Consider the following 26,322-nt stretch of genomic DNA (forward strand, 5'->3'; position numbering starts at 1 on the left):
GGCGGTGGGGCTCGTCCACGCGAGTGCCAAAAGTCGGTTCCCGTTGCTCTGGCAGGCCTGCACGGGGCCCGATCGGCCAACTGGAACCGAGTTCTGGTTCGCCGCCGCACCAGACTTCAGCCGCCCAGACTTCAGCCGCGCAGCGTGACCACGGCCAGCGGAACCAGCGCCACCACAGCCACCAGCGACAACACCGAGAAGTTGGTGGCGACCAGCAGCGGACCCGAACCGAGCGCCGCCACCGCACCGCACAGGTTGGCGAGGGCGTCGACCCCACCCTGGGCGGCCGCGCGGTGATCATCGGCGATCACGGTGGCGAACAGCGCCGACCCGGCCACGCTCACGAACGACCAGCCCAGCCCGAGCAGGAACAGGCACACCACCACGGCCCGCATCGAGTCGGGCCACAGGGCTCCGGTGACCAGCGACGCCAGCAGCACCAGCAGGCCCAGCCCGATGCTCACCCGGTGCCCGAACCGGTCGGCGAACCACCCCACCAGCGGCGACAGCGCAAACATGCCCAGCACGTGCAGGCTGATGGTGATCCCGACCAGCGTGATCGATCCACCGTGGTGCGCGATGTGCACCGGCGTCATCGTCATCACCGCGACCATCACCACCTGCGCGGTCAGAATCGCGGTCACGGCGTAGCGGGCGCGGGGGTTCGTCCGCAGTTCCACGCCGATCGCCGCGAAACCGATGGCTGCGAACCGGCCAGGTCGTCGTCCCGGGCGCACGCTCACCCCGTCCGACGACGACGACTCCCGCCGCAGCACCAACAGGGGATCGGGCCGCAACAGCGCCACCACGACCACGGCCGCCCCCGCCATGCACACCGTCGCGATCCCGAAGGCGCCGGCGTAGACATTGAGCCCGAGCCACGATCCGACCACGCTGCCGGGCACGCCGAGGTTGGGCCCGAGCACCGAGCCGACGGTGCCCACCCACACCACGAATGCCAGGGCACGCGCTCGATGGTGGGGCTCGGCGAGGTCGGTGGCGGCGAAGCGCGACTGCAGGCTGGCGGCCGACCCGGCCCCGATCAGCAGCAGCCCGGCGAAGAGCGCCACCACCAGGGAGTTTTGCGCGGCCGCCACCAGCAACGCGCTGCCGAGGGCGGCGGTCAGCCAGCCGAGGCTGAGGGCGAAGCGGCGTCCGTGGCGGGCCGCCAGGGTGCCGAGCGGCAGGCCGAACAGTGCGGCGCCCAGCGTGCTCGAGGTGCGGGCCAGCCCGGCCAGGGCCTCGTTGCCGGTGACGTCCTCGGCCAGCAGGATCCCGATCGACGGCGCGATGCCCACCCCGACGGTGCCGAGCACCTGGGTGATGATCAGCACGGTCAGGGTACGGCGTTGCAGCGCGGAGTGGTCGGGTGTGGAGGTCACGGGTGTTCCTGGCGGAGGGCGAGGCGGGTGAAGGCGTCGTCCGGGGCGGGTGGGAGCTCGCTCATGTGGCCGGTGAGCACGTCGACGAAGGTGTCGAGGTCGTCAGACCGAAGACTCTCGACGAGTCGTTCGTGCTCGCGGATCACGTCGGAGCAATGGCTCAACAGGCGCCCGCTGGAGGCGAACAGCAGGAACCGGTGTCGATCGGCCAGCCGGTCGTACAACTCGAGCAGCACAGAGTTCCCGCCCACCTCGACGAACCCCCGGTGGAACGCGATCGTCAGCTCGACGAACTCGCGCAGGTCGTGGTGGGCGAAGGCGTCCCGCTGGCCGGTGACCAGCGGGAAGAGGCGATCGGCGAGACTCGTCCGGGCAGTGGACGAAGCCTGTCGCACCCCGTTGGTCTCCAGCAGCAGCCGGGCGGCGGCGAGGTCGGCGACGGCCCGGTCGTCCAGGCCGACCACCTGGGCGCCCCGCTTGGGGTAAACGGTGATCCAGCCCTCCTGCTGCAGGCGGCTCAGCGCCGTTCGAACGGGGGTGCGGCTGACGCCGATCGCCTGGGCCAGCGACTCCTCGCCGAGCATGGAGCCGGGCTCGTGGGTGCCGTCGAGGATGCCGTCGCGGATGGCACGGTAGGCCCGTTCGGCGGCGCTCTCGCTCATGGTTCTCCCTCAAGTCGGCGGTGTCCATCTTGTATCCAACGAGTGGGTGAGGCAAACCTCGTCGCGGAGCCTGGCCTGGGGAAGGGCGAGAGGGCGGATTTGGATTCAAATACCCCGAGGGGTATTGTCTCCTGCATGAGTTCGCACCCGACCGACGCCCCCTCCGGCGATCGACACCCCGACCACTCACGACCCGACCACCCCACTCGACGGCTGGTGGTGGTGGGTGGCGTCGCCGGGGGCATGAGCTGCGCTGCGCGTGCCCGAAGGCTCGACGAGCGGGCCGAGATCATCGTCCTCGAGCGGGGCGAGCACGTCTCGTTCGCCAACTGCGGGCTGCCCTACTTCGTGGGTGGAGAGATCGAGCAGGAGGATGCGCTGCTGGTGCAGACCCCCGACCGCCTGCGCGCGGCCCTCGACCTGGACGTCCGCCCTCGTCACGACGTGGTCGCCGTCGACGCCGAGCGCCACGAGGTGACCGTGGCCACCCCGAACGGGATCGAGGTGCTCGGTTACGACGCCCTGGTGCTCGCTCCCGGGGCCAAGGCCGTGCAGCCCCCTATCAGGGGGCTCGCCTCGTCCGCCCGCGTGCGTACCCTGCGCTCGGTCGGGGACGCGGTTGCGCTGCGGGCCATGGTCGATGAGGGCGCGCGCAGCGCGGTCGTGCTGGGGGCTGGCTTCATCGGCGTCGAGGCGGCGGAGGTGCTGGCCGAACGCGGCCTGCGGACGAGTCTGGTCGAGATCGCCGACCACGTGCTGCCACCGCTGGATTACGACCAGGCCTGGTGGGTGCACGAGGAACTGGTGCGGCTGGGCATCGACGTGCGCACAGGTGTGGGCGCCGAGGAGATCCTGACGGCCGATGCGGCGGCGGGGGAGTCGTCCGAGGTCGTCGTGCTCTCCGACGGCACGCGGCTTCCTGCCGACCTGATCGTGCTGTCGGCCGGGGTGCGCCCCGACACCGCGGTCTTCGAGAGCGCCGGTGTGGCCTGCGAGCAAGGTGCCATGGTCACCGACGAGCACGGCCGTACCTCATTGCCGGACGTCTGGGCCGTGGGTGACGCCACCATCTCCAGCTGCCCGGTCACGGGGCTGCGGCGTCCGGTCGCGCTGGCTGGGCCCGCTAACCGTGCCGGCCGGTTGGTGGCCGACCACATCATGCGCCCCGAACTGGCGCGTCCGATCCCGCAACCGCTGGGCACGGCCATCGTCCGGGTGGGACGCCTGACCGCGGCCATGACCGGGGCGAACCGCGCCATCCTCGAGCGTGCCGGGGTGCCGTTCCGCACGGTGCACCTGCACCCGAACCAGCACGCGGGCTACTACCCCGGGGCCGCCCAGGTGCATCTCACCGTTCATCTCGACCCGGCCGACGGCCGGCTCCTGGGGGCACAGGGCGTCGGCAGCGACGGGGTCGACAAGCGCATCGACGTGCTCGCCACGGCCATGCGCGGTGGCCTGCGCGTGGGCGACCTGATCGACCTCGACCTCGCCTACTCGCCGCCCTACGGCCAGGCCAAGGACCCGGTCAACCTGCTGGGCATGCTGGGCTCGAACGTGCTCGACGGAACCCTCGAACTGTGGGACGCCCACGACCTCGATCGGGTGCGCGACGAGGCGCTCGTCCTCGACGTCCGTACGGAGGCCGAGGTCGCCGGCGGCATGGTGGAGGGCGCCCTGCACGTGCCGCACACCGAACTGCGCGAGCGGTTGGACGACGTGCGCGAGGCCGCCGCCGGTCGTCCGGTGCGAGTGATGTGCGCCTCCGGCGTGCGCTCCGCAATCGCCCACCGCGTGCTCGTCCAGCACGGGTTCGACTCCGCCTCGCTGTCCGGCGGCAGCCTCACCCTGCGCGCCGTGCTCGGGGCGAGGGCGGACGAGGTGCTCGCGCCCCCGGCGTCCGCGACCACCGGTGCGGGGAGGAGTTGACATGAGCACCACCAAGCAGGAGGCCCAGCGCAAGATCGCCAACCGACTCAAGCGGGCGCGCGGGCAGCTGGACGCCGTGATCGCCGCCGTGGAGCAGGGCGCTCCGTGCCGCGACGTGATGACCCAGCTCTCGGCCGTCACGCACGCCCTCAACCGGGCGGGCTTCGTCGTCGTCGCGACCGCCATGGAGGAGTGCCTCAGCGATCCCGACGGAGCCGAGGGTCGCGACGGCCTCACCACCGATGAGCTCGAGAAGCTCTTCCTCGCCTTGGCCTGAACGGTTCGGGCCACCCCACCACCCCACCACCTGAAGGAGATCATCATGTGTCGAGCAGTCACCTGCCAGACCTGCGGCAAGACCACGTGGGCAGGCTGCGGCCAGCACGTCGACCAGGTCATGCGCGGCGTGCCGAACGACAAGCGTTGCCCCGGTCACGAGCAGCCGCCTGCGCGCGGCCTGCTCTCGTCGCTGCTGCGCCGCTGACGACGACCGTCCGGGTCCCAGGCGCGAGGGGTGCCCCCAGCGGGGCTCGAACCCGCGACCCATGGATTAAAAGGAAAATGGCATCCGCACTTGGTGGCCTAGTGGGAGCCTATTTGAACACCGTTCAGGTAGCCCAGGGGTATACCTATCGAGCGATGCCACGCACGAGACTATCGCGGCGGCCTCGACGCGGTGGCCGACCGCATGGGCGCGCTGCTCGACCCCTGGCACGCAAACAACGCCCCCCGCTCCGAGTGAGCGGGGGGCGTTGTCGTCTACTGCCACATTTTGCCAGTAGGTGTCAGTGTGCGGATGTGGTCGCAGGTGGTGCAGGTGCCGGGCGGGCACAGCCGCTGCGGACGCCACTGCGGCCCGGGCGGGCTGGTCATCACATGCCCCAGAGCGCCCGATCTCGCGCGGACAGGCCACCGACGGGGATGGGCCAGTCGGTGCGGGAGTCGGTGACGCCGGAGTGAGAGCGCTGGACAGTGCCGCCGCCGACGAGGGTGAACGCCGGGTCGAGGTGCAGGTTGATACCGTCCATGGTGAGGCCCTTCGCTGATCCGCCGACGACCCACATGTCGCCGGGGTTGTCGAACCCGGTGGGGCCGCCCGCGAAGTTGGCGGCATTGAACGGGCCGCCGGCGCTGCGGCTGTTGACGTAGCACACCGTCGACGGCCCCGTCTGGCCTTCGCCCCAGCCGTGCAGGTTCGACCCGCCGGGTGTGCCGTCGACGTCGTAGAAGACGGTGGTGCAGCCTGCTCGACCGCCGTCCATGCCGAGCCACGTGTCACCGCCACCCGATGCCGGGTAATTGTTGTTGAGGGTGCAGCGGACGATGATCGTGGTGCCGCCGTTGGCGAGGTGCATCGGGTATTTCTCGTCGTAGGGCGGCGGCTCGTTGATGACGTCCACGCCCTCCCAGTAGCCGGTGATGGTTTCGAGGCCAGTGTGGATGATCGTCGAGTGCTTGGTGGTGTCGGCGGCGTAGATGGCGCACCAGTGCGGGAAGCCGAGGTTGCTGGTGGGCCAGTAGTCGCCGGGGTCGATGATGACGTTGACTCCCAGCCACGGCGGCGCCGAGTTGCTGCTGATGCCGTACAGGGTGCGGGCCGCAGCTTGCCGGGCGAGGCATTCGGTGACGGCCGCCTCGATCGTCTCGATGGGTCGCCCCGGGCCCACCAGCACCTCGCCGAGGCTGGGGTGGGTGGGGCGCATCGCGGCGATGGTCTCGTCGGGGGCGGCGGGGATGCTGCTGGTGCCGCCGCCTGAGGATCGGGTGGATGCCAGCATCCCCAGGAGTACGCTCACACCCACTCCTCGAGGACGAATGAGTCGACGCCGCCGAGGTTGGTGAGGCTCGTGCCGTACATGTACCACCACGAGCCGACGACGTTGATGCCGACCTGCGACCCGTCCTTGGGGCCGATGGTGGCCCGCTGGGTGCCGTCGAGCCACACACTGCCAGTGAGCGCGTTCGAGTCGAACTCGAGGATGAGCGTGTGGGCGGCGGAGGTGGTGACGCCGGTGGCGACGACCCGGTTGCCGGTCAGCAGCGTCGACGCCATGTCATAGACGTTGATCTGCGAAGTGGGCGACGGGGAGTCGGAGCCCATCTGCAGGCTGGTGCCGACGAACTCGAGCTTGACTGCCGATCCGGTGGTCGAGATGCCGATGCTGGGCAGCTTGTTGTCCGACGACGGGGTGACGGTGGCGGTGACCCGCAGCTTGCGCTTGGCCGAGGCGAACGTCGACCACATCTGGACGTAGGAGTCCTGCCCGGAGGTGGTCGCCGAGGTGGTCGCCTTGTTGCCCTGGATGGTGGTCGTGTTGATTCGCTGCGAGGCGGCCAGCGCCCACGTGCCGGTGCCCTGCGGGAGGGCGCGGCCCACGACGGCCGTTCCGTCGGCGGCGGTGAAGTCGTCGCCGTACTTGACGACCCATCCGCCCGCCGCCTGCGTGGACACGGTAACGGTGGCGCCGAGCTTCTCCACCATGTCAGCGCCGCGCGCCTTGTGCCGGAACGTGTAGGAGGTGGAGGCGGTGAGGCCGGTGAAGGTGTAGCTGGCCGCCGACTGCCACGCGCTCCACGTGGTGCCGCCGTCCTTGGAGTAGGCGAACTCGGTGACGTTGAGGTGTCCGGCGACGGTGAGCAGCGCCGTGGTCGAGGTCGGCGACGCGGTGAGTGTCCCGGCCGCGGTGGGCGGCGGGGGCGGCAGTTCGGCGCTGCCCGACCCTACGGGCACCCACGCGGTGCCGTTCCAGCCGATGATGAGCCAGCCGGTGGCGGGGACGGTTTCGCCGGCGATGGTCAGCGACGTGGCCGGGGTGACGTTCCAGTAGCCGCGCAGCAGCCCGACGAGGGTGGCTGCAGCGGGCGCGGCGGTGTCGGCGGTGACGGGTTCCAGCCGGTTGGGGTTGGTCAGCGTCAGCCCACCAGCGCCGTCGATGGGGAGCACCTGCCCGGCGACACCACCCGAAGGGATCGGCACCGACGCGAGCATGACGCCGGGGCCGGGGCTGTAGGGGGCGGCGGTCGCCAGGTCGAGAGGTGCGGCCTCGGTGTGGCTGGCCTGCACGTTGATGTCGAACGGCGCGAGGGTGCCCTTGTCGGGGCGGAACCGGACGCGCCACGCGCCGACCCACAGCCACACCTCGGCGCGGCCTGCTTCGTCGGTCAGGATGCCGGTGGTGGCGTCGACGGTGCAGACGATGGCGTCGCGGATGACCACGGCGTCGCCTCGACGTGATTCGAGCTCGAGCGGGGTGAACTCGACGGTGCCGGTGGCTGCGATGAAGTCGGGCTTGGTGTCGACGTCGCCGGTGCGGTCGCCGCGGGAGCGGACGACCTTGCCGGTGACGAACCCGAACGTCTCCGAGGCGGGCGGCGTGAGGACGGTCTCGCTCATCCTTCGTCAGCCCCGCGCTCGGGGGTGTAGTCGGGCGCGTCGGGGACGTGGCGGCGGGCGACCAGCGGCACCACCGACGACACCAGCACCAGCACCGAGTCGATCAGTCCGAGCCACTGCTGGGAGCGGGCGTCGGACACGATGCCGTAGGCGCCGAGGATGACCAGCACGGCGGCGGCGACGGCGTACACCTGCGAGCGGAGTGCGGCGCTCATGCCTCGACCCCCAGCTTCTTCGCGATGCGGCCAATGGTGCTGGCTCCGGTGCCGGGCTTGATGCCGTAGAGCACGGTCTGGAGCCACCGCACGAACGTCAGCGGCACGGTCTTGCCCTTGCCGTCGACGACGGTTTCCCGGCCGATCGGGTAGTTCATCACCCGCTTGGCGGTCGCGGCGGCGATGTCGTCGATGAGCTTGGCTCGGTCAGCGTCGGACATGGACATGATGTGATCCTCCAGATCGGTGATGGCGAGCACCGCCAGCTCGGCTGCCGCGACTGCGACACCCTCGGAGTAGGTGCGGATGGTGACTTGCGGCCCGTCGTCGGGACCGCGTCCGGCGAGACCATTGAGGCCCTGCCGGTACTGGACGACCTGCGCGGCAGCGCCCGATGACACGTGAGGGCAGCCGACGAGGACAAGGTGGGTGTGGTGGATGAAGCCTTGCGCGGGGGTGCGATGCCAAGCGGCCGCCCCCAGTTCGCGCAGGAGTCGGATCACGCCGTCGGAGTACTGGCGCAGGTCGAGGACTCCGCCGCCGTCGTGGGTGCCGGCCGACGCTGCGACGCCGCCACGGTTGTAGCCGCCCTGGGACACGTCGAGCTGCTGCTGGACGAGGCCGCGGGCGACGGCGAGCCGCTGCACAATCGGCCACCACTCGACGAGGCAGGAGCAGCCGCGGAAGGTGGTGCCGTCGGGCTGCTCGACGGCGAAGATGGTTTCGGGCATCAGTCATCCCCTCCTGGGGCGAGGAACGTCGGCGGCAGGGACTGCCACGGTGCGGGGTCGATGAGGTCGTGCAGGTCGGGCGAGGGCATCGGGGTCGGACCGCGCATGCCGCCGGCGAGCCACCAGCCGAGGCGGTTGACGAGCGCCGCGAGCGACCCCGACTGGCGACGCTGCAGGGCGACGTCACGCTCCAGCGTCTCGATGCGCGTCTGGTCGGTGCGGCGTCCCGTCTGCAGCGCCTCGATCTGCTCGGCCATCAGCCGCACCCATTCGAGCTGCGTGCTGTCGCGCTGGGCGTCGCGGTTGGAGCGGGCCGCCATCCGCTGCGTGAGGTAGGCGAAGCCGCCGGTGATCGCGCCGCCGATGACGATGCCGAGGAATCCGAGCAGTGCGGGGCTCACCGGCCTGCCCCCTTGTCGTCGGACTGTCTCGCCGCCCACGACTCCAGCCACGCCAGAGCCTCCCTGTTGCGGGGCTCGTCGGCGGGATGCTGGGCGACGTACAGCACCAGCGCCAGCACGGCCACGAAATACAGGCTGGACAGCCAGCCGGTGGGGTTGCCGGGGGGCGGGCCGGGGATCAGCGCCACGATCCACGCCCCGATGTAGCTGGTGAGCCGGATCATCGGCATCACCGTCGCCAGCGCCAGCGCCAGATTGGACAGGCGATGCCAGCGGGAGGAGGCGAGGGCGAGGGCGCCGGTGGCGACCCATCCGGCGGCGCGGAGGCGGTAGTCGATGACCAGGTGCCACAGGCTGTCCGAGCGCGGCGACGACGCACCCACCGCCACCGACAGCCCGAACAACAGCCACAGGATGCCGATGAGGATCAGCCCTTTGGAGCGCAGTCCGACGCGGGCGAGGATACGGTGAGGCATCACTGCACCTCCCACAGGGCGGGGACGGAGGCGGGCGTCCATCCGGGCTGCGACGTGTGCGCCTGCCTGCATCGGTAGGTGCGGCCCTCGTAGGTCACGAGGTAGTCGACGGTGTAGGCGTGGCCGTTGCCGTCCCAGGCGGGCGCCTCCCCTGGCTCAGGGTCGGGCGGTGGGGTGAGGTCGCGCCACCACCGGTACGACTGCGGGTCGTCGGGGTCGCCGGGCATGGTCGCGTTGTTGTCGATCAGCGACTCCCACTCCTTGCCGTCGCGGGTGACGATCGCGCCGACGGGGTACACGTCCACGGCGCCCACGGGCTTCACCCACGGGTCGCCGTCGGTTCGCCCCGCTGCTGCCGCCCACGCCTTCTGCTGCTCGCGGATCACCTGTGCGGCGGTGGCGAGGACTTGGCGGCGCTGCCACTCGGCGGCGGAGTCGCGGGCCAGCTCCCACACCTCGCTGTCGGTCAGGGTCGTGTAGTCGATCGTCATGGGATCACCTCGTGGCCTTGATGGAGAACGTGGCGGAGCGCACCGACTTGCCGTAGTAGGCGAGGGTGGCGCCTGCGCCCTCTCCGAGGGTGATGCCGGTTACCGTCCCCGCCGCGATGCCCGCGTACATGCCCGAGTTGAGCGTGAACGTGTGCTGCCCGGTGCCGACGGTGCCGGTGTCCACGGGGGTGCCGCCGGACGTTTGCAGGGTCGGGGTGTAGGCGGTTCCCAGGAATCGGCCGATGCGGTACTTGCCGCCCGCCCCGTACCACCACGAGGCAGAGTTGAGGGTGACGGTGATCGACTGGATCGTGGCACCGCTGAGCTGGTTGCGCATGGCCGAGGGGAAGCAGATGGTCGAGTACCGCTGAGCCCCGCCGTAGTTGCCCTGCTGCAGGTAGTCAGTGACTTCCGTCCCCGCCCGCCACGACTTCATGTGACTCGACGGGACAGCGAAGCTTCCGGTGATCTGCTGTGGGGTCGCCGTGTTCGACTCGGGCGTGGTGCCCGTCGAGCCCGAGTACGGGGTGCCGCCGCCGAGGCTGGCGCGTCCGTCGCCCTGCCGGTTGTAGAGGCCCAAGTCCTCGATGTAGAACTCGCTGCGCCATGTGTCGCCCGCGCTCACCAGCGCATAGTTGGAGCCGGTGCAGCGCAGCGTCCACAGGAAGCGGTAGTTGTTGCTGTCAGGGGCCGTCCACAGGAATGACCAGTCGGTGCCGTTGTTGCCCACCGGCTGGTTCTGGAAGTTGCGTTGGCCGTACTGCGTGGACGACACCAGTGGTGCGGTCGGGGTTGCCCCGTCTGCGGCGGTGGTGGCCCGGACGCGCCACTCCAAGCTCGCGGCGGTCGTGACCACGTTGACGTGCCCGGCGTAGCCGATGCGGTACACGTGGCCCTGTTGCGCCACCAGCGGCATCTCGACGGTGCCGCACTCCGACGAGCCGATGCGGACGTTGTTGAGCGCCGACGTGGAGCCCAACGACTGTCGCGCCCCATCGACCAGATTGCGGGGAATCTCGGCCAGCTCGGCACCCACGTCGTAGCCGCCGATGGTGGCGGCGTCGGCGTTGACGATGGCACCAGTGATGCTGCCGTCGGAGTTGAGCGCTGCCAGTGAGTTGCCGAGGTTGTCGCGGATGCTGATCTGGTCGGGGTCCGGACCGCCGAACGCGAGCGCCCGATACGGTGCGCCCTGATCGTCGAGGCGCACCACTTCCATCAGCCCTCCGCCCATGTGGGTTTTCGGGTAGTCGCCGGGCGCCGTGCCGTTGTTGGGGCTGTAGATGTCGATGCCCTGCATGACTCCGGTGGTGATCGATCCAGCGTCCACGTCGGTGAGGACAGTGCCGCCGATCGCCGACACCACCCATGCCCCCGACTGCCACTGATACATGTGCACCGTCGCCGAAGTCACCGGATCATGCTCAAACCACAGATCACCCTCGGCTACGCCATCGACATCCGGCGCATGGTCGCGATGCCAGATGTGACTACCCGACGCCGAGACCTGATCCCACACGTCCGACGACAACGCCACGGCACCGATGCGAGCCTCACGTCCCACCACATCAGCGACCTGCCACGACGCGCCCACCGGGATCAGCTCGACGGCCTCACAGTCGGCGAGATCGCGCACACCGTCGGCGAGCAGCGGGCGCAGCGCGTGAGGCACCACGGCGGGGATCGCGTCGGCAGTCTGCGGCAACTCGACCTGGGCCACCACATCGACCGCAGCCGGGTAGATCGACACGGGGAACTCGCCGGCGAAACCGCCCGGGCTCGACTGGACGGTGGTCACCACATCGGGGTCGTCGTCGGACTCGCCCTCGGTCACCGACACGTAGTCGTAGACCGTCGCCGACCCGTCGACGGTGAACTGGCCGCCCTCGCGCACAAAGTCGGAGGCGTCCCACACCAGCAGCGACGTGGCCGTCCACGAGACAGCCACCGCACCCTGCGGCGCCGACTCCACCGACAGCACCCGACCCGACAGGCGATCACTCATCTGGCCGCCCTCCTCGTCACTCGCCGCGACACCCCGTGCCGCCCCACCGTCATCCGCCCATCGGCAGTGAGGGGGATCGAAAACTTCTGCAGGCTCATCGGCGACGACTGCTGGCCGTCGCGGACGCGCACCACATCCCACGGCTCCAGGTGCGGAATCGGCAGGGCGGCGAACTCCACATCCATGCCCGAGCTCAGGAACTCCGAGAGCTTGGCCTTCGCGAGCGCGTTCGCGGCGGCGACCGTCGTCACCGAGTCGTCCTCGATGTACTCAGGCACCCACCGGTCCTGCCCGCCGCGCGCCAGCGACGCCGCCGAAAACGGGTGGTTGACCTGCTGCATCGCCTTGCCCACGACGGGGGTTTTCGCGCCCTTCGGGGTCGCCCCGGTGACGATGACCATGTTCCGCATCTGCGACATGTCGGCCGCGTACTGGGGGCGCTCCAGCAGCCCACCCGACACTGGCGCGAACTCCCACACGGGGTTGCCGCCGATGGGTCTCAGTACTGCGTAGCCGCGGCCGTCGTACCAGATCCGCTGATCGCCGAAGCTGCGCGCCCACATCGTCACCCGATCCCAAATCACATCGACGGGGGTGATCACGCTGTCCCGGGTCGTCTTGTCGAGGCGGCGCGGAATCTCGCGGAAACCCTCGCCGGACTGGCGCAGCAGGTCGTCGATCACCGTCGTTTTGCGGCTGCCCTTGCGATGGATGATGTTGCGGGCCGACGGGCCCAACGACAGCGACTCCTTGCCGTGCGCGGTGAGATTGGTGGTTACCCCCGAGCGCTGGCCCGAGGTGAGTGGGCCGGTGAAGATCGGCACCCACACCCACCGGGGCAGCAGCGCCGACCACACGCCGTACTCGATCCGCAGCATGCGGTTGAGCGTCAGCCCAGCCGAGTAGGCGTCGGTCGAGGCCAATCCGAGGTCGTTGGCGGGGTCGACGATCTCCACTTGCGCCGACCGGTCGACCGGCTGCGTGGTGTCCACATCGACCTGACCGGACAGCACCCCGCCGCGCACCTGCCCGACGAGATTGTGGTCGAGGTCGAGCAGCGACACCCGCACGTCGATCGCATGATCCCGCAGTAGGGAGGCGTGAAACAGGCGCTGATCCGCCGCGGAGAGGCCCGTCTTGATCACGTCAGCCGTCCATCGGGTCGAAGGCGAAATCATCGACCTGGCGGTAGGAGAACCGGACATCCCAGATGTCCTCACCGCCGCGCAGCTCGTTGCCGCCGACGTACACCTCGCTGATGACGACACGGAACGCCTGATCCCAGGCGAGCATCCACAGCGTCTTGCCGACCTGCGGCTTCCACTCCAGCAGTCGATCCCGCCACGTCGAGGCCGTGGTGCCGTTGTCGAGGTTCATGAGCCGCCCCGACATGGAGCCCTCCCATCCGCGCTGGGCCGACACGATCCGCACCGCAGTGCGAGCGCCGACCGGCTCGAACGTGGCGCCCACCTCCGGCATGTCCTGATCGACGCCGACGCCGGCCACCACCACCGACGCGGTGAGGTCGTCCGGGTCGAGCAGCCAGACGCCCTTGCGGAGGAAGGTGCCTGACGCCGACGACGCGGGGGCTGCGATCTTGTTGACGACGGCATAGACGCGCCACGTGTGGGCACCACCGGGGGCCAGCAGATCAGTCCACGCATATCCGGTGCCGCCCGTCGACAGCGACACCCCGGGGACGCGGGCCACCGACACGCCATCGCGGTAGATGATCCACTCGTCCGGGGCCTGCGACCGCGACCACGCCAGCCGCGCACCCGCCGCCAGCATCGACACCGACAGGCCGGTGACGCCAGCGGTGGCACCCGGCGCGAACGTCACGTCACGCAGCACCTCAGCCTGCACCGGCCCGCCCGGGGTCGCCTCACGCGCATACGTGTCGCGCACCAGCACCCACACACGGTGAGTGCCGGTGATGCCCATCGGCTTGCTCGGAGTCCATGAGGTGGCCGCCGATACCTGCCAGCCCGACTCATCGACCGTCGCCCAGCCACCACCCGGCAGCTGGCGGTTGATGAGCACCCGGAACGCCGACTGCGTGCCACCCGAGGTCGACCACGCGATCGGCGGAGTCGGATCAGTGACCGTGCCCGACGCGGGGGCGGTGATCGTCACCGTCGGCAGCGGGCGATACACCCACGACACCGGCGCGGACCACGGCGACCACAAGCCACCCGAGTCCTGCACCCGCACCCGCCACCACGTCGTCGCACCCGACGCCGGGGCCACGAACGCGGCGCTGGACAGGTCCAGCTGCTCGACAGTCGTCGCCACCGTGCCCGAGTCGAACGCGGGCGCGGTGAACGAACTGGTCGAGTTGGTCTGCACCTGGACAGCACCGATGGAGGTCGCACCCACCGAATCGAAAAAATCGAAACGGAGCGTCGGCTTCGCCACCGACACCACCCGACCACCAGCCGGGGACAGCGACGTGGGAGCCAGCGGAGCCACCGACCAGTCGACCACGAGCTGTGGGGCCACGGCGGCACCCATCATGGGCTCTTGCACCGGCACCGTCGACGTGCTCGACGTGTAGACGACGAACCCGTAGAAGCCCTGCCCGGAAGCGACGAGCTGCATCTGCGCGGTGACGTCCAACTCCCAGACGGCGTTGGCGGGCTGTGCCCCGGTCTTCGCGAGGGAGGCCGTCGCCCCGACCTGAGCAGGCTGATTCGACCAGTTGAGGCCCTTGGCGAACTGACCGTTCCACTTGGCGGCCAGACGCGCGGAGATGGTCGCCGACGCCGCCAGTGCGCGGGTCCGCAGCACCAGCTTCGCCGAGGCGACGTTCGCGCCACTCGCCGGGAACGGGTTCGCGAACCAGATCACCGCACGCTGCTGGCTGCCTGCCGTCGCATTCAGCGGCAGATACCCGGCGGCGCGGTAGAAGGTCTGCGTCGGCTGCGCCTGTCGCACCGACCCGGTGTAGACCGCCGTGATCTTCGAGACCGTCATCGACTCCACCCCCGCCTAGCCGCGCCCGCCTGGGCGTCCTGCAGATAGCCATCGAGCAGCCCCTCGCCGAGGCCAGGAATCGTGAGCGTGCCGACGATGCGGCGAGGCTCGTCCGAGCCGCCGCCCATGAGCTTCTGCGTCTCGGCCCACGAGTAGACCCGCGAGCCCTCCATGAGGCGACGCATCTGCGGGCCGACCACCAGCTCGGGCATGCCATCCTCGGACAGCGCCGCCACCGTCGACCGGCCGACAGTGCCACCAGACTGCAGGCCGACGAGATCCTTCGCGCCATCCGTGATCGTCGAGGCGACCGTGCGGGCCATGCCGCCCAACATCTGCGCGAACGGTGACGAGCCCAGCTCGCCGAGCCGATCGAGGCCGCTCTGGAACAAGCCCTTGAAGTCGTGGACCAGCTTCCCCGCGACGTCCTTGACGCCCTGCCACAGCCCCGACAGCGCACCCGAGATGCCACCACCGCGAGGCCCGCTGTCACGGCCGCCGAGACCGTCACCGCCGCGCAGATAGTCCTGCGCCTGCCAGATCGCCGACCCCAACGCCGTGCCCGAGCCGGGCAGCGGCACGCCGTGAGCGTGGGCGATCCAATTGCCCTTGCCGGTGCGATCCCACGTGGGGATGCCCACCTGCCGCAGGGGGCCAATGAACCGCTGGAACCCGGCGCCGCTGATGTCGATCGCGTCGCCACGGTGCGAGGTGCCCGAGTAGGAGGTGGCCGGACGCCAACCGCCCTGCGTGACCTGCATGACCGCACCAGCGAGGCCCTCCGCCATGCGCAGGCGCTTGGCGAACTCCGCGGTGAAGCGTCCGCCCCGGAAGTTGACGATGCCGCCAGTCTTGAACGCGCCGTGCCCGAGCATGTCGAACGCAGCCATCAGTGCGCGGCGTCCGCGACGGGCCGCCATGTTCAGCATGTTGATGGCGCTCTCGCCGCCCACCAGTCGCCCGAACTCGGGCCGCATGATCGGCTCGCCACCGGACAGCGACAAGCGCCCAGCCGTCGGGCTGTAGAACTCGTGCACGTCCCGGCCGGGGGTGTAGCCGGGAAGGATGCCGCCCGACGCGAACGCCGTCCTACCCTTCGCCCCGCCGCCCGCCGGCGTGCCCCACTGCACCTGTGCGATGAGCGTGGCCCGCTTGTCCGAGCCGAACAGCTCGGCCACCTTGTTGAAAGGCTCGAGGATGCCCTTGTTGATGATGTCGATCACGGCGTTCACGGGGCGGGCGATCGTCTCGCTGAGCCGACCCCACACCACCTTGATGGACTCCACCACGGCGCTGAAAGCCGACGCGATGCCCGAGGTCTTGATGAACCCGAGCACCACATCGAGAGCGCCCCGTGCGATGGACTTGACGCCATCCCACGCCTTACCCCAGTCGCCGGAGATCAGGCCGGTGATCGTCTGGATCACGCCGCGCACGATCTTGAGGGCGCCGCCGATCACCTGCGCGAGGCCACCGAAATACGTGGCGGCCAGAGTGCTGATGCGGTCGCCCCAGCGATCCCACACCCAGGTGATGATCGTCGTCACGCGATTCACGACAGCGCGGATCAGGTCGAGGGCGCCCGTGATGATGCCACCGATCTGGGACATGGCGTCCTTGATCGTCGGGATGAACGGGTGAATCTTCTCCATGAACGCCGCGGCGAACTCGGTCGCAACACGAGAGAGCTTGTCGAAGTTCTGCTTGCCTTCCGTTGCCAACGTCCGCAGCCGAGGCAGAATCTCCGAGGTGAACCAAGCCGCCAACTCGCGCAGCTTCGGGATGAGGACGTCTTCGAGGGCGGTGCGGGCGACGAACGCCAGTCGCTCCATGAAGCCCGGGAACCCCGACGACGTGACATCGCCGTCGAATGCCTTCCACGACTCACGAAACGCGACGATGCCGCCCTTGACCTCGGTGAAGGCGTCCCGGATGCGGAACAGAATCTCGACCGGCTTCGAATCCTCTTCGAGACCGAACGTCTTCCCCGCGCCCTGGAAGTCGCCCTTGGTCAGGATCGAGACGACGCCGCCGATGCCGTCGGCGACCTCCTTCGCCTTCGGGGCCATCTTGTCGGCCCACTCGACGAGCTTCATGCCCCGGTCGATGGCGAGCATCTTCAACGGCTGCAACAGTTCGCCGGCGGACGCCTTCAGATTCTCCTGGGCGGCCGCCAACTTCTGCTGCTTCTGGGCCGCGGTGTCGGCTTCCTTGGCGAAGTTGCCGGTGGCGTCCTTCGTCTGCTCCATGATGAGCGCGAGAGTCGCCGCCTGCTGCGCCTGGTTGCTGAACGTGCCGTCGATCTTCTTGAATCCGAGATCGGCGGCCTTCGCATCGATCGCGGCCTGCTTGAGGCTCACGCCGTAGCGCTCGATGGGGTCACGCTCACCCTTGAGTGCCGACGAGATCGCCTCGACGGCATCCTTGGTGGAGCCGCCGAACATCGAAGAGAGGTCAGCACCCACACCGATCAGGTCGTTCGTCTTCGCCCCGAGCTGGTCGAGGGAGGTGCCGCCGTTCTTGAGCTGCGCCCCGAGCACGGTCGCTAGTTCGTTGTAGGCGTTCTCCGAGAGGCCCACTGACTGCACGGCGTTCTGTCCCCACGCGTGCATCTGCTTCGACGACTGCTTGAAGATCGTGTCGACGGCGCCGATGGACTGCTCGAGGTCGGCGGCCGCATTCGTCGACTCCCCGAACAGCGACACCACCGACGAGCCAGCCGAAGCCCCAGCCGTCGCAGCGAGACCGCCGGCACCGCCAGCGATCCCAGCGAGCAGGCCACTGCCGAGCTTGGACGACCTCGCCTGCTTGCGGGACTCGCGGTCCACCGCCTGCACCAGCGTCCGACCGGCCTTCTTGCCCTCGGTCGACGCCTCATCCGAGACACCCTTGAACGGGCGACCCGGAATCTTGAGCGACCGCACCGACTTGAGCATCCCGCTGAACGAACGGTCCACCTTGCGCTCGGTGCCCAGCGCCTCGTCAGCCAGACTGTTGAGCGCCTTCGCCTGCGCGAGAGTGGCGTCGGTCTGCGCCTTCGCGGCCTTCCGCGCCGCGTCGGTGGCATCCTGCTGCTTGCGCTCCGCAGCCACCACAGCCAGGGCAGCCTTCGCCACCCCCGACTTCGCTGACTCAAGCCGATCCTCAGCCGCGAGAAGCTGGGATGCCGAAGACTTGCCGGCCGCCCGCATCTCGTTGAGCTTCGCCTCGGCAATCTCAACCTTGCGGGCCGCGGCAGCCTGACGACCACGGGCGTCCTCGGCGGCCTGCGTCGCCGTCTTCTGAGCCACCTGCAACCGCGCCATCTCGGCACGCGCCTTCTCGGCGCCATCCTTGACGCCCGCAGTCAGCGCGGAACCGATCGCGTCGCCGGTCTTCTTGGCCTGCTTCTGCGTGTCGCCGAAGAACTTCGCCAGATCAGCACCCGGCTCGTCCAGCGCCACCGACAGGGAGATGAAACCCTGAGCCAACTCACTCATGCGGCATCCCCTCTCGGTCGGTACTGGTCACGCAGCGCCTCCGCCTCGTTGATCGTCAGCGGCGTGCCCTTGTAGTTCTCGGTCTGCGTCTCGCCGAACGGGCCAATCGGTTTCGGCTTCTGGCCCTTGCCGCCGCCTAGCCCCCACATGAGGTTCTGCACCTGGTTGACGAGGGTGGCGAGCAGCAGATCACCCAGCGACCACGGGCCGTTCTTCGGGTCGATGGCCACCGCCAGCGGGGAGCCCGGCGGCTGGTGCCGCAGCACGACGAACATGTCGCGCCACGGCAGTCGTCCGGTCTCGAAATCGCGGAGCCTCAGCCCCTGCTGGATGAGCGCGACCTCGACTTCTTCGCGGTGGGCTCCGACGACTTGCCGGAGCCAGAGGATTCCCCCGCGTCCAGCTCCACCGCCTTCTTGATCGCCTGCCAGCACTCGGCTACGCGCGACATGCGCCACCCGGTGGTGTCGATGCCGAGCAGCCGCGTCAGGTCGAACAGCGCCGGGAGGTAGCCCTCTTCGAGCGCGGTCAGCGTCCGCACCATGTTCTCGTCGGGGTCCTCGATGTCGAGCGCGTTGATCTCGTAGATCTGGTCGCCGTCCTCGACGGTGATCCAGCGATTCGGTTCAGTCATGGTTTGCCGCCTTCGATTGCCGCCGCGAATGAGTGACCCGATGGGGTGGCGTGGCGGCGGAACTCCACCCCATCGGGGGATTGAGGGGGTGGTGGGTCAGACCAGGTGCCAGTTGAAGAACTTGCCCGCGGCGTCCTTGAAGCACTCGATGGTCACGGTGAAGCTCACGACCTGGTTCTTGACGAACTTCAGGCCCGACACCGAGGTCACCTGACCGTCGCCGATGTCGATGAGCATGTCGCCGTTGCCGTCCTTCATCGGGAAGGCGTACATCTTGTGCGGCAGGATCTCGCCGGTGTAGCCGATCTTCGTCACCTTGTCTGCGGGCGCAGTGCCGGTGATGACCACATTGGCGGTGCCGAACAGCTCCTTCGCAAGAGCCGGGGACACCTGCACGAACGTGACACCGATCGTGCACTCGTTGGACTCCTGCACCACCGCGATGGTGTCGAGGTTCCAGTCCTTGATCTTCGTGGTGCCGTTCTCGGTGGTGACCTCGACGCCTTCCTCGGAAATGAATCCGAGGTCGATGTACGCGGCGTCCAGGGTGGTGCCGGCGGCCGTGGGGCGGGTGGAGCCGATGGGGGCCGAGAAGCCGTACCCGCCGACCTTCGGTGCGCCGAGTCGAACCTCGGCGATCTTCTGTCCAGCCATGCTGGTTTCCTCTCGGAAGGGGTTGCCGCCACCTTTGAGGGAGGGTGCTCAGTGTCAGTTGTTGGCGTGGATGAGCAGCCGTGCCTGCCCCACATAGCGCGGGGTGCCAGAGATGTCGTCACGGAACGACCTCGGACGGGTCGCGGACGCGTCGACGACGAACGCGCCATTGTGGGTTGCGCCGACCAGATCGTCGATCTCGTCACGCACTCGGCCAGCCAGGGCAGACGCAGCCTCGCCGGTGTCATCGGCCGACGACCACGCCTCCCACATCACATCGGCCCAGTCCAGCACCCGCTGCGCCCGCGCAGGGCCGCCAGCGGCCACCACACGCACGAACGCAACGGGACGCGGGTTCGGGGTCATCGTCGCCACCGGAACGCCCAGAACGGGCGACAGGGCGGCAACCAGAAGAGCCTCGACGTCGACGGTCACTTGCCCGCCTCCTTCTTCGACTCAGCCTCAGCCTTGGCCTGCTCGGCCACAGCCTTCTTCACCGCATCCTCAGACGCGGGCGAAGCGTGGCCGTTGGCGATCTGCTCCAAGGCAGACGCACGACTCAGCTCGACGATCTTCCCGGCGGGAGTCTCGATCCACAGGTTGTCGCTCATGTTCACCCCCTCGCCGCATCCAGACATGCCATGAATTCAGCCGGCTTCTGCATCACCAGCCACGTCGCGTAACCCGTCGCCGGGCGCACCGTGTAACGGGCTCGACGCTTGCCGGGCTCCTCAAACACCTCGAAATGAGGGCGCTGCACCTTGTTCTTGCCGCTGCGAGGCTGGGACTCAGCCCACGCGTTCGCCGCGTCACGAACCCGCACCGCCATGTTGAGCACCGCAGCATCAACAGCCGGCGACTTGCGCAGCGCCGTCCAAGCCGCATCCGGTGCCAACTGCAACATCCGACGCTCAGCCATCGGCGCGCACCAGGTTGATGACGTAGCCCGGCTGGTAGCCGAACGGGCCGCGATTCAAGTCCTCCGACTCGCCGACCACATCGTAGATACGAGTGCCGATCACCAGCCGGTCAGCCGGTGCCGCAGCCCACGGCGAGAACACCTCAAGCTGCACCACCACGCGATCCTTGCCGACCGTCTTCGGCTCCGTCGACGACGTGGGCGCAATCCCGTAGACCATCCGCTCCACGGCGGGGGCGTAGGTCGTCGTCGCGTTGCCGTGAGCGCCCGTGACGCCCGTCGACGCCACCATGTGGCCGACGGGATGCGAGGCGATCACCGGAACTCCAGCGGGCGCCGGAACAGGGTGTCGTAGCCACCCTCGGGCGGGAACTGCCCACGAGCCACGCCCGCCACCTCGACGCCACATAGGGCGCGGAGGCTTGAGCGCGTCGACTCGGCGAACAGGGGCCCAACCTCGCGATACCGCGTCGTGAACGGGCCAGCCGTCTCCGACTCAACCGCGCCCGACCCGGACTCCACCGCCAGCCGCACCACTGGATGCAGCAGCGCCTTCACGGTGTCGATGACCTCCGGATCGGTCGCGCCAGAGAGGCAGGGGGCAATGGCCTTGTCCAGGCTTGGCGTTCCTCGTCCCCGCCAGCATCTCCGACACCAACGACTGCGAGCAGCCAACAGCTTCTGCCAACTGCTTCTGAGTAAGGCCGGACTTGTCGAGCGCGTAGCGGAGGGCTTCGGGTTCGTGATTGAGGGGGCTCATCCGGTGTCCCCGCGGTGGTTTGAACAGAACCGTACTGCGAAGTATCGCGAAGCGCAAGTACTTCGCGATACTACGTAGGCACTTCGCGGCTGACTAGGAGTGTTGCCGAACCACAAGCGTGTCATTGCGAAGATTCGGCCCCCACGGGTGGGTAGCGTTCGCACAAGTTCGCATGCATGCTGGTGGACATGGAAGACATGGCAACGCCCGAGGGGCGACTCATCAAGGCCAGGCTCGACGAGTCGCGCACCAGCCAGCGAGCGCTCGCGAGCAAGGTCGACATGAGCGAGGGCAGGGTTCGGCAGATCATCAAGGGCTACCAGTCGGTCGGCGGTCAGCGCATCGCCGTATCAGCTCCGGCGGAGACGATCATGAGGTTGGCGCTCGAACTCGACATCACGCCCGACGAGCTGCGCGCCGCCTCGCGTGACGATGCAGCTGATCTCTTGCAGCAGATCCTCGATCACCGGTTCCCCCGGATTGGCGAGCGCCAGGAGCGAGCGAGCAGCAAGGAGTTCAAGAGTTCCATGGCTGACGTAGACGCCATAACCGCGGAGATGCAGGCATGGCTCGTCACCGACACCGACGAGGACCCTCCGAGCGGGATCCTCACCTTCTATTCGGACGAGCAGTTGCTGCAGGTGATTGCCGATCGCCTCGTCAGTCGCCGCGAACGAAGCGGGACGGAGAGGATCCCCTCGGGGCGCATGAGTGTCAAGTGGACCTACGGGGAGTCGGATCGCGACTGGTACAGAAGATCCGTCGGGCGTGAGCCCGTCCGCAGTCTGAGCGAGTACGAACAACGACGAAGGAAGGAGCAGACCGATGGCCGGATGCCTGAGGCTGAGAAGACACCCCCGGCGGTGACCCCGCCCACCATCGAGCAGCTGCGCGAGCAGCGTCGGCAGCAGGTGAACTTGGACCAGCTGGCGGCCGCCACCGGCGCTCGGGAGCGCGACGCGGAGGACGACGGTGCCGGTGAGGATTCGCAGGATGGGGGAGAAGCATGAAGTACGGGTTTCGGCTGTACAGCGTCAGCCTGAGGGAGGGCAAGGGTCGCACCCCGAAGCCGTGGAGCGGCGACGGCTGGGCCTACCTGGCCCACGTGAAGGAGGGCCTCGACCTCATCGAGAAGGCGCAGCAGCCCGACACTGAGGGGGACCGGCCGGCGCCTCTGAGCCTGTGGTACTCGCGCCGTGACGTGGCCGACCTGACCGAGCTGCCCGAGTCCCCGATGGCGCCCGGCGCGGACCGGGAGGCCCGCGTTGGCCGGCTGGTGAGCACCTCGGTCGACCGACACTCCCTGACCCTCGAACTCCGCATGGGATACGTCGGTGCCTTCGAGGCGTCGATCGGGCCCAAGCGCGACAGGCCGATGGAGCGGGAGGCCCCCTCTCACGACTTCCGGGCGCACCTCGTGGTGCCCAAGGATGCGAGCGACGGGCTGCTGGCAGTCGAGGCCGTGGGGCGCAACGCTCCGGTGGGCGCGGTTGAGTGCCTCCTGGCGCTGGCCAGTCGGCAGGTCGGATGGGCGGCCGAACCCGCGGAGGGGCTCCCACCCGCCTGGTGGGGGCTGAGCGCCCATCAGGCCACCGACCCCCAGTTCTTCCAGAAGCTGCTCGACTCCGACGAGACCGAAGTGCACCTGCAACGGATCACGCACGACGACCAGGGCAAGAGGAAGGCTGTCGACCGGCACTTGGTCGCGCGCGGGCTCGACAGAGCGGAGCGCGACCGGTTGCGCGTGTGGGCCCGGCTTGCGGGCAAGCAGCGCCAGAGCCTGGGCACCAGGGGGCTGGTGAAGATCCTCGGGTACGACGACGATGCCCTCAACGATCTGGACATGAACGACGGATACGTGCGGATCGGCGATGACGACACGATGGCCAAGGTGCGGATGGGGGACGTGCTCGACAAGTTCACCTACCGGATCAAGGGCCGAGAGCGACCGACCGGGGCCGCGTGGCTCGAGGCGGTGCGTGAAAGAATGTCGGTGCTGGATGACACCCTGGAGGGACTTCACTAGCTCGGGAGGCAGATGTGACGACGCGGTTCGATTTCACCCGTCTGGTGCGTGGTCACTGGAAGACCCTGAGCGTCCGGAGCGTGGATGCCGGTGAGCAGGACAGTTACCCCGGTGACCATGCGGCCCGGACGGTGCTCGTGTTGTTGCCGTTGCTGGCGGCCGGTCTGACCGCATGGTCGGCTCGCTCGATCCTGCACCAGAAGTCGGGGCTGCCCGTCGAGTGGGCCGGCGTCGCGATCGCGGCGGCAGCCCTGCTGGCGGCCGCGCTCCTCGGCGCGTTCTCCCTGCTGGGCCAGTGGCGCTCGAGGATGAACGAGAGAGCTATGCGCGACTCGACTACAGGGGCCAGGGAGTGGCCAGTACGGGCGCTCATCGATGAGTCCGTGGCCGCAGCACTGGTGGGAGTCCTGGACTCTGCGCTGATCATGGCGCTCGCCCTCCTCGGTTCGATCACGTCGGGCTGGGCGGCATTGGCGTCCACCGCGCTCCTGGTCGGTGTGGGCCTGCACATGGGGTTGCTGTTCATCCTGATCGTGGTGTGCCTCTACTCGGCCTACACCCAGTCGGAGTCCGTGCCGAAGGCGCTCGACGGGCACATGTGACTCTTTGTCAGAGCCCCGCGGCACGATCGGGACATGTCCGTCCCGCACCCATGGCAGGCGCTCAGCAGCCGGCCGCACCTCACCGTTGACTTCGTCCACCTGCCGCGGCCGTACCTGGGCGTCACTGACGGCCTGACCATTTGGCTCCACGACCGGCTCACCCAGCGGGAGCGTCGCACCACTCTGGCCCATGAGCTCGTGCACATCGACCGCGGGCACACCTCGTGCCAGCCCTCCGACGTCGAGGCTTCCGTCTGGCGGGAGGCGGCGCGGTGGCTACTGCCTGACATTGAGACAGTGGGGGAGGCGCTTGCGTGGGCACACAGTCTCGATGAGGCCGCCGACGAGCTGTGGGTGGACTGTCGTACCCTGCAGGCACGCTTGGACCATCTGCATCCAGCCGAGAGGGCGTACCTCCGGCGGAGGCTCACCGACGAGCCACACATCACTGAGGGGGAATCATGAGGAAGATCATCGCGACTGCCGCGCTCGCCGTGGTCGCGCTGTCTGGATGCTCGGGGGCGGAGGCTGCAGCACCTTCGACTGTGACTGTCACGCCGCCTGCCACTACCGTCACGGCAACCACGACGGTGACATCGACGGTCACCGCCTCCCCTGACCCGCAGCCAACCAGTGGCGTGCTGAAACTCGGCTCAACGGCGAAGCTCGGAGTGGTCGACATCACCGTCTACGGCTCCAAGCGGGTCACCCGGCAGGAGGGCATCGGGTGGGCCGTCGACGTCAAGGCCTGCTCGAAGGCGTCCGCATCGGAACCCATCGGACTCACGTGGTTCCCGTGGAATCTGGTCGATACGAACTCTGGCACCTACGACTGGGCTCACACCACCTACAACGGTGACCCGATCCCGGCCTATCCGAATGACCAGGACAAGTCCGTCCCGGCGGGACAGTGCGCTCGCGGCTGGATCGTGTTCGAGGTGAACGCTGACACCAAGGCGGCCGAGGTTCGTTATGCCAACAGCGCCGGCGAGTCGGTTGCATGGAAACTGACCTGATCCTCAGCGCCGCCCTCGGGTCGCGCCGCCAGCAGGCCGACGCCGCAGAGGTGCTCGGCTGGTCAGTCCCACGCCTGCATCAGGTCGCGCTCAAGCTCGCCGCCGACCCGCAGGTGGCAGCCACGCACCCGGTGGAGTGCCGGCGGATTCTCGACCGCCGCGACCGGGGGAGAGCGGCGCGCCGAGGCGTCTAGTCGCCCTTGACCGTCTCCGTCTCGATCGCGGGCGCGCCGTACAGCCCGCCGATCCGGTCGGCCAGCGCCCGCCGCGACTGCTCCGTGGCGTGGGCGTAGTGCCGCTGGGCTGTGAGCGGGTCGTGCCCGAGCATCGCGGCCGAGTCGGTGATCGTCACCCCGGCGTGGATCAGCATCGTCTCCAGCGTCCCGCGCGCCCCATGCAGCGGCACCTCGGGCACGCCAGCGCGACGGCAGGCGGCTTTCCACGCGCTGTGATCGGCGCGCGGCATCACGGGAGTCTCGCCACCGCCCACGACGTAGGTCTGCTCCGACTGCCCCATGCGGAGCAGCCTGAGCGTGTCGAGCAGCGCGGCGGGGAGCGGGATGGTGCGCTTCGACCTGCGGGACTTGGGCTCGTCCATCACCCACTCGCCGCGCACCCGCGACGCCGCCTCCCGGACGGTCAGCGTCCCGGCCTCCAGGTCGAGGTCGCCCCATCGGAGCCCGAGCGCCTCGCCCTGTCTCAGTCCGACCATGAGCGCCAGCATGATCCGCACCCGCTCGTCGAGGTCAGCGGTGCAGTCGATGACCGCCATGGCTTGCTCGCGGGTGAGGATCGCATGCGGCTCGGCCCGGTTCTTCGGCAGCTCGATGTGTCGCGCGGGGTTGTGGGTGATGAGTCGGTCGCGCTCGGCCACGGTCAGCGCCCGTCGGAGGATCGCGTGCGCCTGCCGGATCGACGCCGCCGACAGCGGCGCGGGGTGGTCGGTGCCGCGGGTCTTCGGTGACGGCTCGGTGCGCAGCGCCAGGATCATCTCGCGCACGTCGGTGGAGGTCAGCTTCTGCAGCCTGATTCTGCCGACGTGAGGCTTGATCGAGTGGGTGATGTGCGACTCATACCCCGATCGCGTGGTTGCCTTGAGCTCGGCCGTCTGCATCCAGCGGTCGAGCCACTCGCTCACGGTGATGGTGGACGGCTCGACCCCGGCGCCCATCTGCTCGAGCACCTCGGCGCGGATCAGCAGCAGCTCGCGCTTGGTCGGCGCCTGTCTGGTCGTCCGCTCCCGCACGCCGCCGATGGTGGTGCTCATCGTCCATCGCCACGGAGCACCGCACCGATGGGCGGACTTGTCCGGCGGGCACCCGTATCTGGGCGAGCAGAGCTGCGTGATGGAGCCCTCGCCCCTGCCTCGTCGCTGAGCCATCGTGAGACCTCTCTATCTAGGTAGCCCTAAGGTAGACCGACCTCCCCTAGACTACCGGAGTGCTCCCTAGTCTGATGTGTCGCTGACTAGGCTAAACAGTGCCCCCACCCGGGCTCGAACCGGGGACCCATGGATTAAAAGTCCACTGCTCTACCGACTGAGCTATAGGGGCGCGTCAATGGTAGCGGG

Annotated in this window: 31 protein-coding genes and 1 tRNA gene; 9 read left to right on the top strand and 23 right to left on the bottom strand. The window is 68.9% G+C overall.

The window, feature by feature from the left end; all coding sequences use genetic code 11:
- Window positions 1-131: 131 nt before the first annotated feature.
- The gene (locus ACSDQ9_RS05685) at window positions 132-1,382 is read right to left on the bottom strand and encodes an MFS transporter (protein ID WP_435144715.1); all 1,251 of its coding nucleotides are present in this window, start codon (window positions 1,380-1,382) and stop codon (window positions 132-134) included.
- Complete coding sequence (locus ACSDQ9_RS05690; RefSeq protein ID WP_435144718.1) at window positions 1,379-2,044, bottom strand: GntR family transcriptional regulator; 666 nt, start codon at window positions 2,042-2,044, stop codon at window positions 1,379-1,381. The genes ACSDQ9_RS05685 and ACSDQ9_RS05690 overlap by 4 nt, the downstream gene beginning before the upstream one ends.
- 135 nt (window positions 2,045-2,179) lie before the next feature.
- Between ACSDQ9_RS05690 and ACSDQ9_RS05695 the strand changes: the two genes are divergently transcribed.
- The 3 genes from ACSDQ9_RS05695 to ACSDQ9_RS05705 are packed head-to-tail and all read left to right on the top strand — an operon-like array spanning window position 2,180 to window position 4,457.
- On the top strand, window positions 2,180-3,973 hold the full coding sequence (locus ACSDQ9_RS05695; protein WP_435144721.1) for an FAD-dependent oxidoreductase: 1,794 nt from the start codon (window positions 2,180-2,182) through the stop codon (window positions 3,971-3,973).
- Between the two features lies 1 nt (window position 3,974).
- Window positions 3,975-4,250, top strand: coding sequence for a metal-sensitive transcriptional regulator (locus ACSDQ9_RS05700; RefSeq protein ID WP_435144724.1), 276 nt, complete (start codon window positions 3,975-3,977; stop codon window positions 4,248-4,250).
- A gap of 45 nt (window positions 4,251-4,295) precedes the next feature.
- Window positions 4,296-4,457, top strand: coding sequence for a hypothetical protein (locus ACSDQ9_RS05705; RefSeq protein WP_435144727.1), 162 nt, complete (start codon window positions 4,296-4,298; stop codon window positions 4,455-4,457).
- A gap of 388 nt (window positions 4,458-4,845) precedes the next feature.
- On the opposite strand, the gene ACSDQ9_RS05710 is transcribed toward ACSDQ9_RS05705, so the two are convergent.
- From ACSDQ9_RS05710 to ACSDQ9_RS05800, 19 genes are all read right to left on the bottom strand, one after another.
- Window positions 4,846-5,751, bottom strand: a complete 906-nt coding sequence (locus ACSDQ9_RS05710) for a hypothetical protein (protein ID WP_435144730.1) — start codon at window positions 5,749-5,751, stop codon at window positions 4,846-4,848.
- Between the two features lie 14 nt (window positions 5,752-5,765).
- Window positions 5,766-7,367 (bottom strand): hypothetical protein, encoded by a 1,602-nt coding sequence (locus ACSDQ9_RS05715; RefSeq protein WP_435144733.1) that lies wholly within the window; start codon window positions 7,365-7,367, stop codon window positions 5,766-5,768.
- Window positions 7,364-7,582 (bottom strand): phage holin, encoded by a 219-nt coding sequence (locus ACSDQ9_RS05720; RefSeq protein ID WP_435144736.1) that lies wholly within the window; start codon window positions 7,580-7,582, stop codon window positions 7,364-7,366. Before ACSDQ9_RS05720 ends, ACSDQ9_RS05715 begins: the two co-directional genes overlap by 4 nt.
- Entirely contained in the window at window positions 7,579-8,313 is a 735-nt protein-coding gene (locus tag ACSDQ9_RS05725) for a hypothetical protein (protein WP_435144738.1), read from the bottom strand. The genes ACSDQ9_RS05720 and ACSDQ9_RS05725 overlap by 4 nt, the downstream gene beginning before the upstream one ends.
- On the bottom strand, window positions 8,313-8,714 hold the full coding sequence (locus ACSDQ9_RS05730) for a hypothetical protein (RefSeq protein ID WP_435144741.1): 402 nt from the start codon (window positions 8,712-8,714) through the stop codon (window positions 8,313-8,315). Before ACSDQ9_RS05730 ends, ACSDQ9_RS05725 begins: the two co-directional genes overlap by 1 nt.
- Window positions 8,711-9,190, bottom strand: coding sequence for a hypothetical protein (locus ACSDQ9_RS05735; protein WP_435144743.1), 480 nt, complete (start codon window positions 9,188-9,190; stop codon window positions 8,711-8,713). Before ACSDQ9_RS05735 ends, ACSDQ9_RS05730 begins: the two co-directional genes overlap by 4 nt.
- Window positions 9,190-9,681 carry a carbohydrate-binding protein gene (locus ACSDQ9_RS05740; RefSeq protein ID WP_435144746.1) on the bottom strand — a complete coding sequence of 164 codons (492 nt, stop codon included), beginning with the start codon at window positions 9,679-9,681 and terminating at the stop codon, window positions 9,190-9,192. Before ACSDQ9_RS05740 ends, ACSDQ9_RS05735 begins: the two co-directional genes overlap by 1 nt.
- Window positions 9,682-9,685: 4 nt before the next feature.
- The gene (locus tag ACSDQ9_RS05745; protein WP_435144749.1) at window positions 9,686-11,686 is read right to left on the bottom strand and encodes a hypothetical protein; all 2,001 of its coding nucleotides are present in this window, start codon (window positions 11,684-11,686) and stop codon (window positions 9,686-9,688) included.
- Between the two features lie 1,146 nt (window positions 11,687-12,832).
- The gene (locus ACSDQ9_RS05750; RefSeq protein ID WP_435144751.1) at window positions 12,833-14,662 is read right to left on the bottom strand and encodes a DNRLRE domain-containing protein; all 1,830 of its coding nucleotides are present in this window, start codon (window positions 14,660-14,662) and stop codon (window positions 12,833-12,835) included.
- The gene (locus tag ACSDQ9_RS05755; protein ID WP_435144754.1) at window positions 14,659-18,141 is read right to left on the bottom strand and encodes a hypothetical protein; all 3,483 of its coding nucleotides are present in this window, start codon (window positions 18,139-18,141) and stop codon (window positions 14,659-14,661) included. The genes ACSDQ9_RS05750 and ACSDQ9_RS05755 overlap by 4 nt, the downstream gene beginning before the upstream one ends.
- Window positions 18,138-18,416, bottom strand: coding sequence for a hypothetical protein (locus ACSDQ9_RS05760; RefSeq protein ID WP_435144756.1), 279 nt, complete (start codon window positions 18,414-18,416; stop codon window positions 18,138-18,140). Before ACSDQ9_RS05760 ends, ACSDQ9_RS05755 begins: the two co-directional genes overlap by 4 nt.
- A 41-nt stretch (window positions 18,417-18,457) precedes the next feature.
- Window positions 18,458-18,775: a hypothetical protein gene (locus ACSDQ9_RS05765; protein WP_435144759.1), complete on the bottom strand. Its 318-nt coding sequence runs from the start codon at window positions 18,773-18,775 to the stop codon at window positions 18,458-18,460.
- 96 nt (window positions 18,776-18,871) lie between these two features.
- Window positions 18,872-19,429 (bottom strand): phage tail tube protein, encoded by a 558-nt coding sequence (locus tag ACSDQ9_RS05770; RefSeq protein WP_435144761.1) that lies wholly within the window; start codon window positions 19,427-19,429, stop codon window positions 18,872-18,874.
- Between the two features lie 54 nt (window positions 19,430-19,483).
- The gene (locus ACSDQ9_RS05775; RefSeq protein WP_435144763.1) at window positions 19,484-19,864 is read right to left on the bottom strand and encodes a hypothetical protein; all 381 of its coding nucleotides are present in this window, start codon (window positions 19,862-19,864) and stop codon (window positions 19,484-19,486) included.
- The gene (locus tag ACSDQ9_RS05780; protein WP_435144765.1) at window positions 19,861-20,040 is read right to left on the bottom strand and encodes a hypothetical protein; all 180 of its coding nucleotides are present in this window, start codon (window positions 20,038-20,040) and stop codon (window positions 19,861-19,863) included. The genes ACSDQ9_RS05775 and ACSDQ9_RS05780 overlap by 4 nt, the downstream gene beginning before the upstream one ends.
- 2 nt (window positions 20,041-20,042) lie before the next feature.
- The gene (locus ACSDQ9_RS05785) at window positions 20,043-20,348 is read right to left on the bottom strand and encodes a hypothetical protein (protein WP_435144768.1); all 306 of its coding nucleotides are present in this window, start codon (window positions 20,346-20,348) and stop codon (window positions 20,043-20,045) included.
- Window positions 20,341-20,667 (bottom strand): hypothetical protein, encoded by a 327-nt coding sequence (locus ACSDQ9_RS05790; protein WP_435144770.1) that lies wholly within the window; start codon window positions 20,665-20,667, stop codon window positions 20,341-20,343. The genes ACSDQ9_RS05785 and ACSDQ9_RS05790 overlap by 8 nt, the downstream gene beginning before the upstream one ends.
- Window positions 20,664-20,906: a hypothetical protein gene (locus tag ACSDQ9_RS05795; protein WP_435144959.1), complete on the bottom strand. Its 243-nt coding sequence runs from the start codon at window positions 20,904-20,906 to the stop codon at window positions 20,664-20,666. The genes ACSDQ9_RS05790 and ACSDQ9_RS05795 overlap by 4 nt, the downstream gene beginning before the upstream one ends.
- Window positions 20,845-21,108, bottom strand: a complete 264-nt coding sequence (locus tag ACSDQ9_RS05800; RefSeq protein WP_435144773.1) for a helix-turn-helix domain-containing protein — start codon at window positions 21,106-21,108, stop codon at window positions 20,845-20,847. The genes ACSDQ9_RS05795 and ACSDQ9_RS05800 overlap by 62 nt, the downstream gene beginning before the upstream one ends.
- Before the next feature lie 176 nt (window positions 21,109-21,284).
- Here ACSDQ9_RS05800 and ACSDQ9_RS05805 point away from each other — a divergent pair, with 176 nt between their 5' ends.
- From ACSDQ9_RS05805 to ACSDQ9_RS05830, 6 genes are all read left to right on the top strand, one after another.
- Window positions 21,285-22,118, top strand: coding sequence for a helix-turn-helix domain-containing protein (locus ACSDQ9_RS05805; protein WP_435144777.1), 834 nt, complete (start codon window positions 21,285-21,287; stop codon window positions 22,116-22,118).
- The gene (locus ACSDQ9_RS05810) at window positions 22,115-23,134 is read left to right on the top strand and encodes a hypothetical protein (protein WP_435144780.1); all 1,020 of its coding nucleotides are present in this window, start codon (window positions 22,115-22,117) and stop codon (window positions 23,132-23,134) included. Before ACSDQ9_RS05805 ends, ACSDQ9_RS05810 begins: the two co-directional genes overlap by 4 nt.
- Before the next feature lie 80 nt (window positions 23,135-23,214).
- Window positions 23,215-23,736, top strand: coding sequence for a hypothetical protein (locus ACSDQ9_RS05815; protein ID WP_435144783.1), 522 nt, complete (start codon window positions 23,215-23,217; stop codon window positions 23,734-23,736).
- A 33-nt stretch (window positions 23,737-23,769) separates the two neighbouring features.
- Window positions 23,770-24,201: an ImmA/IrrE family metallo-endopeptidase gene (locus ACSDQ9_RS05820; RefSeq protein WP_435144785.1), complete on the top strand. Its 432-nt coding sequence runs from the start codon at window positions 23,770-23,772 to the stop codon at window positions 24,199-24,201.
- Window positions 24,198-24,752 (top strand): hypothetical protein, encoded by a 555-nt coding sequence (locus tag ACSDQ9_RS05825; protein WP_435144788.1) that lies wholly within the window; start codon window positions 24,198-24,200, stop codon window positions 24,750-24,752. The genes ACSDQ9_RS05820 and ACSDQ9_RS05825 overlap by 4 nt, the downstream gene beginning before the upstream one ends.
- The gene (locus ACSDQ9_RS05830) at window positions 24,737-24,946 is read left to right on the top strand and encodes a hypothetical protein (RefSeq protein WP_435144790.1); all 210 of its coding nucleotides are present in this window, start codon (window positions 24,737-24,739) and stop codon (window positions 24,944-24,946) included. Before ACSDQ9_RS05825 ends, ACSDQ9_RS05830 begins: the two co-directional genes overlap by 16 nt.
- On the opposite strand, the gene ACSDQ9_RS05835 is transcribed toward ACSDQ9_RS05830, so the two are convergent.
- Together ACSDQ9_RS05835 and ACSDQ9_RS05840 are read right to left on the bottom strand one after the other, a co-directional pair.
- Window positions 24,943-26,019 carry a tyrosine-type recombinase/integrase gene (locus ACSDQ9_RS05835; protein ID WP_435144793.1) on the bottom strand — a complete coding sequence of 359 codons (1,077 nt, stop codon included), beginning with the start codon at window positions 26,017-26,019 and terminating at the stop codon, window positions 24,943-24,945. The two genes, ACSDQ9_RS05830 and ACSDQ9_RS05835, sit on opposite strands and share 4 nt — an antisense overlap.
- Window positions 26,020-26,232: 213 nt before the next feature.
- Window positions 26,233-26,305 (bottom strand) — tRNA-Lys (locus tag ACSDQ9_RS05840).
- Between the last annotated feature and the right edge of the window lie 17 nt (window positions 26,306-26,322).

The sequence above is a fragment of the Aestuariimicrobium soli genome, assembly GCF_051192575.1.
Classification (GTDB): Bacteria; Actinomycetota; Actinomycetes; order Propionibacteriales; family Propionibacteriaceae; genus Aestuariimicrobium; species Aestuariimicrobium soli.